Source organism: Acinetobacter sp. S40, from assembly GCF_016624705.1.
GTDB lineage: Bacteria > Pseudomonadota > Gammaproteobacteria > Pseudomonadales > Moraxellaceae > Acinetobacter.
The window spans coordinates 1-15,807 of record NZ_JACVTU010000015.1; the positions used below are offsets into that span (position 1 = coordinate 1).

Sequence of the window (15,807 nt, forward strand, 5' to 3'; positions counted from 1 at the left end):
TACGTGCGGCTTATTACGTTCAAACTTGGCTTTAGCCATGATGATCTTCCTTTATAAACTGCTCATGAGGGTGACTCATGAGCGCTTGGTTTTTTAACTAAAAATTAGTTTGGGCTTATAGTAATCGAAAGATTACTCGTCGTCACCTTTTTTACCGCCTGACTGGAACTTAGCAATAATGCCTTCTGCCACATTACGTGGAGTTTCAGCATATTTTGAAAATTCCATAGAATATGTCGCACGACCTTGAGACATAGAACGCATTTGAGTTGCGTAACCAAACATCTCAGCCAATGGAACTTCTGCTTTAATTGCTTTTGTTCCACCAGGAAGATCGTCCATACCCTGAACCATACCACGACGACGGTTTAAGTCACCCATGATATCGCCCATGTAGTCTTCTGGAGTTTCTACTTCAACTTTCATGATCGGCTCAAGAAGAATAGGATCTGCTTTCATGAAACCATCACGGAAGGCATAAGAACCTGCCATTTTGAACGATAATTCGTCAGAGTCGACATCATGGTAAGAACCATCGAATAATGTCGCTTTAATGCCTACCACAGGGTAACCAGCCAAGACACCATTCTTCATACGCTCTTGAATACCTTTATCAACCGCGCCGAAGAATTCTTTAGGTACAACACCACCTACAACTTCTTCAACGAATTGGTATTCTTTACCAGCTTCTTCAACATCAAGCGGTTCAAGACGTACATATACGTGACCAAACTTACCTTTACCACCAGTTTGACGAACGAATTTACCTTCTTGCTCAACAGTTTTCTTAATCGTTTCACGATAAGCAACCATTGGTTTACCGATATTCGCTTCAACACCGAATTCACGTTTCATACGGTCAACGATGATGTCAAGGTGAAGCTCACCCATACCAGCAATAATCGTTTGACCAGATTCTTCATCTGTACGAACACGGAACGATGGATCTTCTTTTGCCAAACGACCTAAAGCGATTGACATTTTTTCTTGGTCAGCTTTAGTTTTTGGTTCAACAGCCAATGAAATTACTGGCTCTGGGAATTCCATACGCTCAAGAGTAATGATGTTTTTCTCATCACAAAGTGTATCACCGGTTGTTACGTCTTTAAGACCTACACACGCTGCGATATCACCTGCACGGATTTCATCAAGATCCTGACGTTCGTTCGCATGCATTTGCACGATACGACCAATACGTTCACGCTTAGACTTCACTGGGTTATATACTGGGTCACCTTGTTTAAGCACACCAGAATAAACACGTACGAAAGTTAAGTTACCTACGAACTTATCGTTCATGATTTTGAACGCAAGTGCAGAGAACGGAGCTTCGTCAGATGCTTCACGTGATGCTTTAGTTTCAGCTTTGTCGTCAAGAATACCTTCAATCGCTTTTACTTCTGTTGGAGAAGGCAAGAATTGAATTACAGCATCCAACATACGTTGAACACCTTTGTTCTTAAACGCAGAACCACAAAGCATAACCTGAATTTCAGATGCTAATGTACGCGCACGAAGACCAGCGATGATATCTTCTTTAGAAAGATCGCCTTCTTCTAGGTACTTGTCCATTAACTCTTCAGAAGCTTCAGCAGCCGCTTCCACCATATTGGTACGCCATTCATTTGAAGTATCAACAAGATCAGCTGGAATCTCACCGTATTCAAACTTCATGCCTTGTGAAGCTTCATCCCAAATGATCGCTTTCATTTCGATCAGGTCAACAACACCCTGGAATGTATCTTCAGCACCAATTGGAACAACGATAGGCACAGGATTACCGCCTAAACGTGTTTTTACTTGTTCAACAGCACGGAAAAAGTTAGCACCAGTACGGTCCATCTTGTTCACGAATGCCAAACGAGGCACTTTATATTTGTTTGCCTGACGCCATACAGTTTCAGACTGAGGTTGTACACCACCAACCGCACAGTAAACCATGCACGCACCGTCAAGAACACGCATAGAACGTTCTACTTCAATCGTGAAGTCAACGTGTCCTGGGGTGTCAATTACATTAATACGGTGTTGGTCGAACTGATTCGCCATACCAGACCAGAAACAAGTCGTAGCAGCAGAAGTAATGGTAATACCACGTTCTTGCTCTTGTTCCATCCAGTCCATTGTTGCTGCACCATCATGTACTTCACCAATTTTGTGAGATACACCTGTGTAGAACAAAATACGTTCAGTTGTTGTAGTTTTACCTGCATCGATGTGAGCAGAAATACCGATGTTACGGTAACGGGTAATCGGGGTTTGACGAGCCATGATGACTTACATTCCTAAATATTATGTTTAAAACAGGACGCACCAATACAGGATTGATGCGCGCGAATACTCACAGTGGGGGCAACTTAAATACCCGCAAATCCCCCGCTAGGGTAAAGTGCGATATTAAATCGAGATGCGGTACGCATGAGTATTCTCCTGATAAGGGACTGTTTTATCCGCTTAGAAACGGTAATGAGAGAAGGCTTTGTTCGCTTCAGCCATACGGTGCACGTCTTCACGTTTTTTGATTGCAGCACCTTTGCCTTCAGCTGCATCAAGCAACTCGCCAGCAAGACGTAAAGCCATAGTTTTTTCAGAACGCTTCGCAGCAGCATCTACTAACCAACGCATAGCTAAGGCAGTACGACGGGATGGGCGCACTTCCATAGGTACTTGATAAGTAGCACCACCAACACGGCGTGCTTTTACTTCGACCATAGGACGAACTTTTTCAAGCGTAGCTTCAAAAAATTCAACAGGGTCTACTTTGTTTTTTTCTTGAACGCGGTCTAAAGCACCGTAAACGATACTTTCTGCAATCGATTTTTTACCGTCTTGCATAACGTGGTTCATAAATTTAGCGATTGTTTGGCTGCTGAATTTTGGATCTGGAAGGATCTCACGAGCAGCGACTACGCGACGTCTTGGCATTTTAAAACTACCTATAAATATGACACTTCAGGGTGATCCAGCAGATTGTGCAAGTGTCATGCACGCTACGCTGGCCTTACTATACGCCGCTTGAATTTCAATTTGAAATCTGGACAAGCGAAACGCTAAAGGATTGCAGCATTAAACGACTTAAGAATTACTTCTTAGGACGTTTCGCACCGTATTTAGAACGAGACTGGTTACGATCTTTCACACCAGCACAGTCTAAAGAACCACGAACGGTATGGTAACGTACACCTGGTAAGTCTTTAACACGACCACCACGGATAAGAACAACACTGTGCTCTTGTAGGTTATGACCTTCACCACCGATGTAGCTAGAAACTTCAAAACCAGAAGTCAAGCGAACACGGCAAACCTTACGCATTGCTGAGTTAGGTTTTTTTGGAGTAGTGGTATAAACACGTGTACATACACCACGACGTTGTGGACAAGCCTTCAACGCAGGAACTTTGGATTTTTCAACCAAAGTTGTGCGACCCTTACGGATCAACTGATTTGTTGTTGCCATATGGCAATTCTCCCGTTAATAAAAAACCTCAAAAAGAAAACACCTCTTTTTGAGGGCATACAATTGTAAGCTAAGATATAGAAATGGTCAACATTTGCAGTGTTCGCAAATGTTGACCATTTCTTGCATTGCAGTGCTTTTTTTATTATTCAGCACCCTAACAAAATTAGTTTAAGTTTTAATGACAACTCTTCAGAATCATTCAACTTTAGGCTTCACCGTACGCTTACGTTTTGGTTTGGCTGGTGTAGACTCAATTTGGGCATCAGCGTCTTTATCTTCAATATCTGTTATCGGTGCTGTTTTTTCGGACAATGCGGGTTGCTGTTGGGTTTTTTCATGAGCTTCAACGTATTGCTCAGCCAATGAATGAATTCCCTCTTCAACTTTCTGTGTTGAATCCTGCTGGTTTTTTGTGGCACGCGGTTTACGTGGCTTAACCGTTACTTTTTTTATGTCGTCTGAATTTGTAGGCATGACCACTTCTGCCTGAACTTGTTTAATTTTCGACTCATCAATTTGTTTAATTTTCGACTCATCTATATGCAAAGAGGCAGTTTGCGAATTCGGGCTGATGAGTGACGGTTTTGCTTGTCCAATTTGCTGTTCCAATGCCAGATAGGCATTTAATGGTGAAACCCGAGCATTTGGATGTTCAAGTAAATAATGACGCGCACCTCCAAAAATCGCTTGGGCTTTTTGACCTGCATCCTCAATTAAACGCCAACTATAAACAGCACTCACTGTCGCACCTGCAAGTGGGCTTAATTTACCAATCAACGAAAATTTAGAAAAACCATTTAACCATTTATATTTAAACTGTCCCTGATCATCAACTAGCCATTGTTTTAGAAATTCTGCATCATTAGTTGAACCCAATAGCTGCTGAAATTGAGACAGATCATGCGTTTGCAGCATACTACTTAAACTTTTAATCGCCATGAGTAAAGTTTGTTTCTCTGCGACCAAGCCTAAATCCACTTCTTTAAAAATAAACTCAACAATATCTTGCTCTTGTTGTTGGCTTAATTCAAAACCATGCGCCCGACCTGTTTGATAAATCGTTCTTAAAGCCAAAGCCAACGAGAAAGGTACATCTACAGCTGCGCCAATCACCCCTGTCGCACCACTCACCGCACCTTGCGCAACAGCCAAAATTTTATTTTGTTCAATTAATGCCTGACTAATACGTTGCGAACGATCAGGATTGTTACTAAGTTCATCAAGACTCTTAGCTCCCGCTTCCTCAAGTACTTTTGTCGTTGAGCTAGTCTGTTCAGTAAAATCATTTAAACGCGTAAATAAATAGTCAGAAATTTTTTCATTAATATCTGGAGATAAAAAACTGGCAACACTATAAATGCGGTTGTAATGACGACCTAATAACTGCTGAGATACTTTAGGTAGATGCTGACGCATCAGTTGTTGCGGATTTTGATATTTTTCAACTTCTAGCGGATTTTTCACTCGTGCATTACCTTCTATGGTACGTGCTTCATTGACTGTAGTATTGATCTTAGAAACAGTGCCCGGCGCAACATGACCTAATATGCTTAAACCACTGCAACTGAGCTTTTTAGCCACTCCAAAAGCAGTGCCGAGCAAACTTTGCGATTGATTATTATTAGAATTTGTCATCAAGTACCTCTATATTTTGATTCTGGCATTTAGCTATAAATACTAGGTGTAGTGTGGACTTATCTCAACTTTAATCTGTTTCTTTTGGTAAAGCATTGTCCCAAATAACCATGATCGCCACGCATTTCTGTCTTAATACAATGGGCATAAGATTTGCCATAAGAATTGAAAATTCTTTCTGTTATTATGATGTCAATCTCAAACATGAGTGACGCAATTCTTCGGGCTCCAATCTCCCTTCAATCAAAAATGTCGAATTTCGTTAAACTCAAAACTATCACCATATAAGGGATCTGTAGATGAAACGTGTTGTAATCACTGGCATGGGAATTAACTCATGCATCGGTAACTCTTTAGAAGAGGTCACTCATTCACTTCAAAATGGCATCTCTGGAACACGTTTTAACCCATCTTATGCTGAACTGAATTTTAAAAGCCATGTCAGTGCAGCTGCGGAACAAAACTTTGATCACATTGATCGCAAAATTAAACGGTTTATGGGCGTGTGTGCTATGTACGCTTATAATGCAGCAGTTGATGCAGTTAAACATGCGGGTCTTGAAGTTGCAGATCTGGCAGGTAACCCTCGCTACGGAATAGCAGGTGGTAGCGGTGGTAACTCGACTCATTCAGTAGTTGAAATGGTCGAATTACTTGAAGAAAAAGGTGCACGTAAAATCGGTCCTTTCTTTGTACCACGTAATATGAGTAACACTATTACTGCAAACGTCGGCGTTGCTTTTAAATTACAAGGTGTTGCCCATTCTATTACCAGCGCCTGTGCAACTTCTGCAGATGCTATTGGTTACGCATTTAACCTGATTCAACTTGGTAAACAAGATTTAATGCTTGCAGGTGGCGGCGAAGAAGATCATTGGTCACAAAGCTTATTGTTTGATGCAATGGGCGCATTGTGTTCAAAATATAATGACACTCCTGAAACTGCATCTCGCCCATACTCGGCTGATCGTGATGGTTTTGTTATTGCTGGCGGTGGTGGTTTTGTGGTTCTTGAATCACTCGAACACGCTCAGGCACGTGGCGCAAACATTCTTGCCGAAGTTGTAGCCTATGCAGCAAATTCTGACGGTGCCGATATGGTTGCACCAAGCGGTGAAGGCGCAACACGTTGTATTCTCATGGCATTGGATGAAGCGAAACAACATGGCGTTGAGAAAATCGACTATGTCAATACACATGGTACATCAACGCCAGCAGGTGACGTTACTGAGCTTAAAGCCATGGAACGCGCATTTGGTGAAGGCCAGGTTCCAGCTGTAAGTTCAACTAAATCCATGACAGGTCATAGCTTGGGTGCAGCTGGTGTACAAGAAGCCATTTACTCTGTTCTTATGATGCAAAATGACTTTATCGCACCAAACATTAACGTGACCGAACTTGATGAAGGTGCGAAAGGTTTTGATATCGTACTTGAAAAACGTGATGCAAAATTGAATACTGTGATGAGTAACAGTTTTGGTTTTGGCGGCGTCAATGCCTGCCTCATTTTCAAGAAGTGGGATGCCTAATATCCCACTAGGGATAATCGATGGATGCACCTTCTGATGCTTTCCTGTGGGTAAAAGCATTACATATTATTGCTGTCGTCTGCTGGTTTGCGGCATTGTTCTACTTGCCGCGCCTGTATGTCTATCATGCCATGAGTGAAGATACAATTAGTCATCAACGCTTTGAAGTCATGGAGCGTAAACTGTATCGCGGAATTATGTGGCCATCCATGATTGCTACCTTAATTACCGCACACTTTTTGGTGGATTGGGGCGACGCAACCCGACATTATCACCAAGCATTATGGTTTTATCTGAAAGTTGGTTTAGTCGCCCTATTGGTAATTTACCATTTCATTTGTGGTTATTATCGAAAAAAGCTGATTGCAAATGCTCACTATAAATCACACAAATTCTGGCGTTTCTTTAATGAAATGCCGACACTGATTTTGTTTGCAGTGGTGATTTTAGTGGTAGTTAAACCCCAGTTTTAACATAAATGTTTCATGTTAAGCCTCAGTCTATCTGGGGCTTTTTTATTAACCACTTTTCTCTAATCTTATGGTTTAAAGGTGCAGAATAATATTTTTCAATCACCCAACTCAGAGCAAAGGTTCCAGCCAAAAAAATCAGCAGCAACAGCATCTTCTGATCGGGTGCAGTAGTTTTGGGAAAATACACCACCTTGATTAATCCTAAAATAATCAGATGGAATAAATACATTTCATAACTACGCTGGCCCATCCAAACCAAAATTTTAGAAAATAGAGCGAGAGTTTGAAATTTCGAATATTGAGAAAAACAAAATACTAAACATGCTGTTAATACTGCAAAAACACTAATACTCCAAGTACTTACATTTTTAATCGGCGCATACATATATAAAGCAACCATCAAGATCACCAGTAAGGGTATCATCCACTTGGCTGCATTCTGCTGCATTGAAAATTTGTGTAGCAATAACGCAGTTAAACAACCTATGGCGATCCCATCAAAACTAGAAAAATAATGATAAAGATATGCCCCATTTTCTTCGCCAAAATGTAATGCTCGAAAATACGGCGCATAAGCAATAATCAACACAAGAAATAAAATAAAAGCTTTCGTTTTAGTCAACACTAAACATAACAGTGGAAATGCCAAATAAAACACCTCTTCAACCGACAATGACCACAATACGCCCAAGGCATAATTGACCCAGCCATACTCAATAATCAGGATATTCATCCAAAAGGTGAATGCAGCCAAGATCGTCACAACATAAGGCACTGCAATAGCATTGGGTGCTTGATTGAGAAAAGGCTGCAATCCCATGCCACCCAATAAAGTCACCATCGCCACCAAAAGTAAAAGGCAAGGGACAATACGAGCAATACGTCGAATATAGAAATTTCGGATATGAATGTTCGATAAGACCCCATCGCGATGAAGAGTATGCTGCGTGATAAGAAAGCCTGAAATAACAAAAAACATGGTCACACCATAATTACCATTTCTAGCAATCAAATGACTTAAAGGCTCTCCGAAAATTGAAAATCCTAACCATGTATCGTTTAATTTATAAGGAATATTAAAGTGATGCAGCAACACTAAAAAAATAGAAACACCTCTTAAGATGTCAATTTTATAATTTCGCATAAATTTCAAATTCGTTCAGTCAAGCATATAATATCGTCATGATCTGCCTAAAATATCGTGATTATTTCAGTATCTTTTCTTATTGTGCTTGATAGAGTGCAAAGCCTATAGCTTGTGCCTGAGCCAATTGTTTCTGATGAATGCTAAAGATTCCAATTTTACCATCGGGCGCACCACACACCTGAGGTCGCATCAGCTCATCATCTCCAATCGATTAAGTATAAACGTGTATATGTTTTATCTCTAATTGCTGCTTGAGCATCGAGATATCAATTCCTGAGCTTTCGCACTGCTTACCTTGAAGAGATTTAGTCACCTGCACTCGATCTGTTGAATCATTGCTCGGAAATGTGTGGCAAGCAACCAAACCCGATATCAGCAAACCTTTTAAAGCTATTTTTTTAAACATGCGTGCTCCATCACACTGATGATTTGTTATAAAGCCATCATAAAATAAGAGCTGGAGAGTTGCTGTTCGGGTTTGGTATCTCTTGTTTAAATCAAAATATCCAGCAACTGATTAAAACTTTTGATTTTATACTTCGGTGCTGCCAGATTAAGTTCCTGTTCGGAGCCATAACCATACTCAACCGCAACGGTTTCAATGCCATTCCGACGGGCACCTAAAATATCATGTTCCCGATCCCCTACCATTAAACACTCAGCGGGATTCAATTGCTCTTTTTCAAGTATATATGTAATCAAGTCGCCTTTATTGGTACGCTCGCCGCTCAACTCACTCCCATAAGGATGAGTAAAATACCGCAACAGCTCAAAATGTTCCAAAATACGCACGGCATACACATGTGGCTTTGCTGTTGCCAAGTACAATTGATAACCCTGATTTTTGAGGCTATTCAATGTATCAATCACATAAGGATAAAGTTCATTCTCAAACAAACCTGTGACTGAAAAGCGCTCTCTATAGCCTAGCAGTGCCTGCTCTGCCAAATCATGACTCACATCGACATTCATAATTTTAGCCAGTGAAGCCTTCAAAGGTGGGCCAATAATCCAATCAATATTCTCATGGTCAGCAATAGGAAAGCCTACTTTATTTAACCCATAACGAGCTGAAGTAGTGATCCCTACTTTAGGATCGGTTAATGTTCCATCCAGATCTATCAAAATATTTTTTACAGCACTCACAAATTACACTCAAATAAGAAACAGGTTAAAATCAATAAAATCTGATTAAAAATGGGGTCGAGAGTTTAGTCAAACTTGCCTATACTACCTCAAATTGAACACTTTAAGGATAATAACTGTGCGCCCAACCGTACTTTGTTTCTCTGGTCTCGATCCTTCTGGTGGCGCTGGATTACAAGCCGATATTGAAGCCATTGGGCAAAGTGGCGCACATGCTGCTATCGCCTGTACTGCACTGACAGTTCAAAACTCACAACAGGTCTTTGGCTTTGAAGCCACTTCAAAACAACTGCTGCTTGCTCAAGCCAATGCAGTAGTTGGAGATCTACCCATTAAATGCATTAAATCAGGCATGCTTGGAACTACCGATAATATTGCAGCACTTGCCCAATTTTTACGTGAACATCCAGATTATCAATATGTACTTGATCCTGTGCTAGTCGCCAACAGTGGTGGTTCTTTAGGTGATCAGGCAACACTGGTTAAAGCTTTTGTCGAACTCATCCCCCTAGCCACGATTTTAACCCCCAATACAGTTGAATTACGGGCTTTAACAGGGCTGGATGATTTAGAAGCAGCGACTCAAAAATTATTTGAAATGGGTGCAAAAGCTGTTTTAGTCAAAGGTGGTCATGAAGCCACCCCATATTTTATAAAAAACCAGTTATTCATACAAGGTGAACTCATTGCTGAAAGCACTTGCCCTCGTCTGGAGGGCGAATACCATGGTTCTGGTTGCTCAATGGCCAGTTATATTGCAGGTCGTTTAGCCTTAGGTGATGATTTAAAAATTGCGGTACAGCATGCCGAAGTATGGTTATTTGGTGTATTAAAAAATGCAGAAACACCTGTACCCAATGGGCAAAAGATTCCAAAGCGGTTCTAAAAATTAAAAAAAGGCGCATAAGCGCCTTTTTTAAAACATAAAATTTATTGCGGAATACGCAATACCTGACCTGGATAAATATCATCCGCATTCTTTAAAAGCGGTTTATTGGCTTCAAAAATTTTATTGTACTGATTTGGATCACCATAATATTCTTTTGAAATTTTGGATAAATTATCACCAGATTTAACCGTATAAAATTTACTTTCAGGCGCAGGCGTTTCAACCGTCATTTGATCATCCACTTTTGCAACATGATCAATGTTACCGACTGCCAGTACAATTTTTTCTTTATCTGCCTGACTCTTAACTTTGCCCTGAATAGTAGCCAAATCGCTGGTACTATTATAATTTACGACTAGACCTTCAACAGGTAAACCCAAGCTTTTGATATGCGCTAAAAGCTGATTTGCAATTTCTTGAGCAGTAGGCTCAGCAGGTGTTGCGGCTGGTTTTTCTGTTTTTGCCTGATTCTTTTTACCAATGCCTTTTACAAAATCAAAAAGACCCATAATTGTCTCCTATAATGATTATTTTCATCATGCAATAAATTTTAAAGCCCTTATAGTTATACTCAAAAAACAAACAATTTATGGTGTCAGTTCGCTTCAATCAGGTAACGGTATGTAATTTATTTATCCGCTTTTTATAAAGACATAAAAAAACCACCTTGCGGTGGCTTTTATCAACATTGATCAATTAACCAAGTTTTTTGGTTACGTAATCAATTGCTGATTGAACAGTTGTGATTTCGTTAGAATCTTCATCAGGAATGGTGATGTCGAAATCATTTTCGAAAGACATAACTAGTTCAACAAGATCAAGAGAGTCTGCGCCCAAATCATCCATAAAAGATGCTTCGTTTTTGATCTCTTCAACTTTCATACCGAGTTGTTCTGCAACTGCTTGCTTAACACGTTGTTCGATATCGCTCACAGGAATTCTCCTCATTGCTTGTGGCGTTTTTAATTGCCGTTAGTTTAATTGAATATTGAATATTTTAAAAGTTTATCCATCAGCCTTAAGCCATGTATAAACCACCATTTACATGTAATACCGTACCAGTAATGTAACTTGCTTTATCTGAAGCGAGGAAACTTACTGCATTTGCGATATCTTGTGGTTCGCCAAGACGACCTAGCGCAACCTGATCACTCATTTTTTTACGAAGATCATCACTGAGTGCATCTGTCATTTCAGTTGCAATAAAACCAGGTGCAACACTATTTACCGTAATCTGGCGACTCCCCATTTCCTTGGCAAGACTGCGACTAAATGCCTCAATTCCCGCTTTAGCTGCTGAGTAGTTGGCTTGACCTGGGTTAGCAAAATGTGCAACCACTGAACTAACATTGATAATACGTCCAAAACGGGCTTTGGTCATTCCTTTTAGCACACGTTTCGATAAACGATAAACCGCTTTCAAATGAATATTTAAAATGTCGTCCCAGTCATCTTCAGACATACGCAGTAACAAATTATCACGCGTAATACCTGCGTTATTGACCAATACCAGCACCGAACCGTAGTTCTGTTCAATGTTGGAAACAACCGCCTCAATTTGCTCCAAATGACGAACATCTAGCACCAAACCAACGCCCTGCTCACCAAACTGCTCTGTTAATTTTTGAGCACCCGATTCGCTGGTTGCTGTACCAACTACAAAATAACCGTCTTGAAGAAGTTGCTGTGCAATTGCCGCGCCGATACCACGGCTCGCACCTGTCACCAAAGCAACTTTACGTTGTTGTGTCATGCAATTTTTCCTTCCGCCACTAAAACTGCGTTTAGGGCATCTTCCATACGACCTTTGGTATCGATCGCAAATGCTTTTTCAATATTTGGCAACCGTTTAGCTAAGTTACTTAAAACTGTACCCGGACCACACTCCACTACATACTGAATCCCTTGATCCTGTAGATATTGCATAGTGCGTGTCCATTGTACTGACTGATACAATTGAGCCGTTAATGCCTGACGTAATTGCGTAACATCGGTCGCGATTGCCGCGTTGACATTTTGTATTACAGGTATATGTGGTAGCTCAATGGCAGTTTGTTCCAATGCTGCTGCGAATTGTTCAGCAGCAGGTTTCATCAATGAACAATGTGACGGTACAGATACAGGCAAGGCAATAGCTTTACCTGATTGCTCTTTAGCAAGAGTCATCACCTCATTCACCAACACTGAAGAACCTGCGATTACAACCTGACCTTGCGCATTGTAATTCGCGGCTTCCACAGAACCCTGCCCAGATGCAGATACGTTTTGGCATAACTCAACAACTTTTTCGTCTGGCAAACCTAAAATTGCAGCCATTGCACCTTGTCCTTGCGGAACAGCACTTTGCATCAATTTACCGCGTAAATTCACAAGTTTTACCGCATCACTAAGGCTCAATGCCTGTGCTGCAACTAATGCACTATATTCACCAAGTGAATGTCCTGCCAAATATTTTGGAGCAATACCGCCCAAATCCAACCAGACACGCCATAATGCAATACTTGCAGTAAGCAAGACAGGCTGAGTATTTTCAGTTTGATCTAAACCTTCACCACTTTGCGCAATATCCCATAAGTCAAAACCCAGCGCTTCTGAAGCTTCAGCAAAGGTATCCTGCACACCACTAAACTGCTCAGCAAGTTCAGCGAGCATGCCGACTTTTTGTGACCCTTGGCCTGGGAACAAAAATGCAGTTTTAGTTGCTTGAGCCACTTGCTCGAGTCGTTTAGCAGACATATAAAAATCCTTTATTTCGTCTTAGCTGGTTTACGAGGCGGAAATTTAACATTTATTGAATCGCTTGATAATTGCGAAAAGCAACAAAAAAAGGGAGCTTTCGCTCCCATTTTTTCTACACTTAAGCATCACGCTTTAATGCAAATTCACTAAATTACTCAGCATCAGCTGCTTTAGCGAATAATTGACGACCACGGTAAAAACCATCTTTAGTCACGTGGTGACGACGGTGAGTTTCACCCGTAGTTTGGTCTACAGTTAATGCATTCTCGGTTAAAGCGTCATGTGAACGGCGCATGTCACGGCGAGAGCGACTTTTACGGTTTTGCTGAACGGCCATGATGGCTCCTTACAAAGATCGAAAAAATGGATCAGAACAAATTCAGTTGTCTTAACTCAACATAATAACACAAATTGTGTTATGAATTAAGTTTGCCTTTCAAACTTGCTAATACGTCAAACGGATTATCACGTTTTTCTTCAACAACGTCCTGAACGGCTGGTTGATGTTTATGCTCACAAGACACATGCTTAGGAGACAAAGGCATCAACAATAACAATTCATCTTCTATTAGAGAAAGCAAATCAACAGTGGCAGGAGTGGCAAAATCACCCTTTGTTGAAGATTCACTTTCGCCCAAGACGATGAAATCAGCATCCTCATCCAAGCGCTCTATCAGTGACTCATCATCGATCAATGCTAAATGGAAATCTGAAACAAGAGAAATCTCCACAGGTTCCAGACAACGCTGACATTCCAATGGGACTTTTGTTTCAACATGACCATTCAGCCATACAACGCGATGATACGCATCCATTGATAGCTTACAGTCTATAGAGATCAATTGATCATCAATTGATCCAACAGCTTCACGAGCAATACGAGCAAAGCGAGACAATGGCAGTGTTCCTGACCATGTAAAGCCTTGTTCAGCCCATTTAAACGGCTCAATCTGTGCCGGAAAGGTATTTGCTGACATAATTAAGGCGGCAATTCTACAAATTCATCGGTACTCTGTCAAAGATTAAGATACAATTTTGTACTAATTTAGACAGAACTCATGGTAACACAGCAATGCATCTGTTGCAGCCGCAACCTGAAGTAACAACTTCATCACTTGTTAGCACCCATTCAACCCATCAGTCTGCCCTGTCGTCTAATACAGTGCAACTCTCACCGTGGCAAAGCCTACAAACAGAACATGAACAGGTTGATTGGCTTATTTTACACTTTAATCACTGGTTTTCCCATCAAAATGTGACTTTGATCAGAGGAGATTTTGAACCAGAATATTTCCCTGCCCAAAATCAAGCGCCAGCCAAAATCCAGTTTGCCCATGGTTTTTTTAATAGTGCATTGCACGAAATTAGCCATTGGACGATTGCTGGAGCGAAAAGGCGTTTATTACCTGATTTGGGGTATTGGTATGCGCCAGATGGGAGAACGCTTGAACAGCAACAACTTTTTGAACAGGTTGAAGTTAAACCCCAAGCCATTGAATGGTTATTTTCAACCGCTTTTGGCCGGAAATTTCGTGTATCTTTAGATAACCTAACGGGTGATGGCGGAGATGGAATGCGATTTAAAGATCATGTTTTTGCTCAGGTACACTCTTTTTTTTCAGGTGAAACCAAACTCCCACGTGATGCAGCTTATTTTATTGAATGTATTTGTTTATGCACGCGCCATGGAAAAACATTACAGGCCGATGAATTTAGCCGCGCTCTATTAGATTAAATCTGCATTCAATTACATAACCTCAACTTGTAGTCACCTATTAAAGCTATTCAATGTGATTAAATAGACGATGTAATTGAATAAAAGTGTCACTTTACAACAATAACATTTTATTCAGGAGGATCCAGACATGTTGCATTTGCATATTCATCCAGAAAATCCACAAGCTAGATTGATTAATCAGGCAGTTGAACGTATTCGCGCAGGTGATGTGGTGGTCTATCCAACTGATGCAGCTTATGCAATTGGCTGTCAAATTGGCAATAAATCCGCCATGGAACGAATTGCTCAAATTCGTGGCCTTGGCCCAAAACATCAATACGCGATTATGTGTTGTGATTTATCAGATATTGCAACTTATGCTAAAGTCGATAATGCGATGTATCGTCTGCTTAAAGCAAACACCCCCTCAATTACCACTTATATTTTGCCCGCCACTAGCGAAGTTCCAAAACGTTTGATGCATCCCAAAAAGAAAACGATTGGATTGCGTATTCCCACCAATCCCATCTGTCAGGCATTATTACAAGAGCTTGGTGAACCGATTTTGACCAGCACCTTGATTTTACCGGGTCAGGAAGATCCACTCGATGATCCTTACGACATTGAAAATCAATTGGCTAAACGTATTGATGTGTTTATCGATGGTGGGTTCGGTACACTTACGACTACCAGCATTGTAGATTTATCAGGAGACCATCCTGAAGTTATTCGCCAAGGGGCGGGAGATGTAACTGCATTTGAATAAGTAAGGACCCATGAACAATGGATTTATTTCAGATTTTACTGAATATTAGCCTCTATCAAGATGATGAAATAATCTATGTTGCTCAACCATGGACTTTGGAATCTGAAGCCAAAGTCCTTAAAGCATCGAATCAAAACTTAATCCAGATGAATGAACATCATTTAAATTTTCAGTATTTTTTAGATATATCCACCGCAAAAGAAATGCTAGAAGATTCACAACACCAGAACGTGTGCTATAGAGATCAATACCAGCGTGTGATTGAATACGTCCTTGATGAAATCTAACCTATAATCCCTCATAAAT

The 15,807-nt window shown here is 40.7% G+C and carries 19 protein-coding genes; 6 read left to right on the forward strand and 13 right to left on the reverse strand.

Features of this window, described 5'->3' with window-relative positions:
* Window positions 1-132 precede the first annotated feature (132 nt).
* The 4 genes from fusA to IAE19_RS14180 form a co-directional block, all read right to left on the reverse strand.
* Window positions 133-2,271, reverse strand: coding sequence for an elongation factor G (fusA, locus tag IAE19_RS14165; protein ID WP_200461561.1), 2,139 nt, complete (start codon window positions 2,269-2,271; stop codon window positions 133-135).
* Between the two features lie 183 nt (window positions 2,272-2,454).
* A complete protein-coding gene (gene rpsG, locus IAE19_RS14170) occupies window positions 2,455-2,925 on the reverse strand; it encodes a 30S ribosomal protein S7 (protein WP_004901967.1) in 471 nt (156 codons plus the stop codon).
* Between the two features lie 157 nt (window positions 2,926-3,082).
* Window positions 3,083-3,457 (reverse strand): 30S ribosomal protein S12, encoded by a 375-nt coding sequence (gene rpsL / locus IAE19_RS14175; protein ID WP_000246374.1) that lies wholly within the window; start codon window positions 3,455-3,457, stop codon window positions 3,083-3,085.
* Window positions 3,458-3,655: 198 nt separating this feature from the next.
* Window positions 3,656-5,095: an EcsC family protein gene (locus tag IAE19_RS14180; RefSeq protein WP_200461562.1), complete on the reverse strand. Its 1,440-nt coding sequence runs from the start codon at window positions 5,093-5,095 to the stop codon at window positions 3,656-3,658.
* 299 nt (window positions 5,096-5,394) lie between these two features.
* On the opposite strand from IAE19_RS14180, the gene IAE19_RS14185 reads away from it, so the two are divergent.
* Complete coding sequence (locus IAE19_RS14185; protein WP_200461563.1) at window positions 5,395-6,624, forward strand: beta-ketoacyl synthase N-terminal-like domain-containing protein; 1,230 nt, start codon at window positions 5,395-5,397, stop codon at window positions 6,622-6,624.
* Window positions 6,625-6,644: 20 nt separating this feature from the next.
* A complete protein-coding gene (gene hemJ / locus IAE19_RS14190; RefSeq protein WP_200461564.1) occupies window positions 6,645-7,097 on the forward strand; it encodes a protoporphyrinogen oxidase HemJ in 453 nt (150 codons plus the stop codon).
* 22 nt (window positions 7,098-7,119) lie between these two features.
* On the opposite strand, the gene IAE19_RS14195 is transcribed toward hemJ, so the two are convergent.
* The 3 genes from IAE19_RS14195 to IAE19_RS14205 all read right to left on the reverse strand — a co-directional run bounded on the left by IAE19_RS14195 (window position 7,120) and on the right by IAE19_RS14205 (window position 9,390).
* Complete coding sequence (locus IAE19_RS14195; RefSeq protein WP_200461565.1) at window positions 7,120-8,241, reverse strand: acyltransferase family protein; 1,122 nt, start codon at window positions 8,239-8,241, stop codon at window positions 7,120-7,122.
* 214 nt (window positions 8,242-8,455) lie between these two features.
* A complete protein-coding gene (locus tag IAE19_RS16665) occupies window positions 8,456-8,650 on the reverse strand; it encodes a hypothetical protein (RefSeq protein WP_227612271.1) in 195 nt (64 codons plus the stop codon).
* Between the two features lie 86 nt (window positions 8,651-8,736).
* Window positions 8,737-9,390, reverse strand: a complete 654-nt coding sequence (locus IAE19_RS14205; protein ID WP_200461566.1) for an HAD-IA family hydrolase — start codon at window positions 9,388-9,390, stop codon at window positions 8,737-8,739.
* Window positions 9,391-9,508: 118 nt separating this feature from the next.
* Here IAE19_RS14205 and IAE19_RS14210 point away from each other — a divergent pair, with 118 nt between their 5' ends.
* Complete coding sequence (locus IAE19_RS14210) at window positions 9,509-10,276, forward strand: hydroxymethylpyrimidine/phosphomethylpyrimidine kinase (protein ID WP_200461567.1); 768 nt, start codon at window positions 9,509-9,511, stop codon at window positions 10,274-10,276.
* A gap of 44 nt (window positions 10,277-10,320) precedes the next feature.
* Here IAE19_RS14210 and lysM read toward each other — a convergent pair whose 3' ends face one another.
* From lysM to IAE19_RS14240, 6 genes are all read right to left on the reverse strand, one after another.
* A complete protein-coding gene (gene lysM, locus IAE19_RS14215) occupies window positions 10,321-10,788 on the reverse strand; it encodes a peptidoglycan-binding protein LysM (RefSeq protein WP_200461568.1) in 468 nt (155 codons plus the stop codon).
* Between the two features lie 187 nt (window positions 10,789-10,975).
* Window positions 10,976-11,212: an acyl carrier protein gene (gene acpP, locus IAE19_RS14220; RefSeq protein WP_004991077.1), complete on the reverse strand. Its 237-nt coding sequence runs from the start codon at window positions 11,210-11,212 to the stop codon at window positions 10,976-10,978.
* A gap of 85 nt (window positions 11,213-11,297) precedes the next feature.
* Entirely contained in the window at window positions 11,298-12,032 is a 735-nt protein-coding gene (fabG, locus tag IAE19_RS14225) for a 3-oxoacyl-ACP reductase FabG (protein WP_200461569.1), read from the reverse strand.
* Window positions 12,029-13,015 (reverse strand): ACP S-malonyltransferase, encoded by a 987-nt coding sequence (gene fabD, locus IAE19_RS14230; RefSeq protein ID WP_200461570.1) that lies wholly within the window; start codon window positions 13,013-13,015, stop codon window positions 12,029-12,031. Before fabD ends, fabG begins: the two co-directional genes overlap by 4 nt.
* Window positions 13,016-13,169: 154 nt before the next feature.
* Window positions 13,170-13,355, reverse strand: coding sequence for a 50S ribosomal protein L32 (rpmF, locus tag IAE19_RS14235; RefSeq protein ID WP_004723964.1), 186 nt, complete (start codon window positions 13,353-13,355; stop codon window positions 13,170-13,172).
* Between the two features lie 79 nt (window positions 13,356-13,434).
* The gene (locus IAE19_RS14240; RefSeq protein WP_200461571.1) at window positions 13,435-13,995 is read right to left on the reverse strand and encodes a YceD family protein; all 561 of its coding nucleotides are present in this window, start codon (window positions 13,993-13,995) and stop codon (window positions 13,435-13,437) included.
* Window positions 13,996-14,090: 95 nt separating this feature from the next.
* Here IAE19_RS14240 and IAE19_RS14245 point away from each other — a divergent pair, with 95 nt between their 5' ends.
* The 3 genes from IAE19_RS14245 (at window position 14,091) to IAE19_RS14255 (ending at window position 15,788) form a co-directional block, all read left to right on the forward strand.
* Window positions 14,091-14,753, forward strand: a complete 663-nt coding sequence (locus tag IAE19_RS14245) for an elongation factor P hydroxylase (RefSeq protein ID WP_200461572.1) — start codon at window positions 14,091-14,093, stop codon at window positions 14,751-14,753.
* A 130-nt stretch (window positions 14,754-14,883) separates the two neighbouring features.
* Entirely contained in the window at window positions 14,884-15,501 is a 618-nt protein-coding gene (locus IAE19_RS14250; RefSeq protein ID WP_200461573.1) for an L-threonylcarbamoyladenylate synthase, read from the forward strand.
* Window positions 15,502-15,518: 17 nt separating this feature from the next.
* Entirely contained in the window at window positions 15,519-15,788 is a 270-nt protein-coding gene (locus IAE19_RS14255) for a hypothetical protein (protein ID WP_200461574.1), read from the forward strand.
* Window positions 15,789-15,807 lie beyond the last annotated feature (19 nt).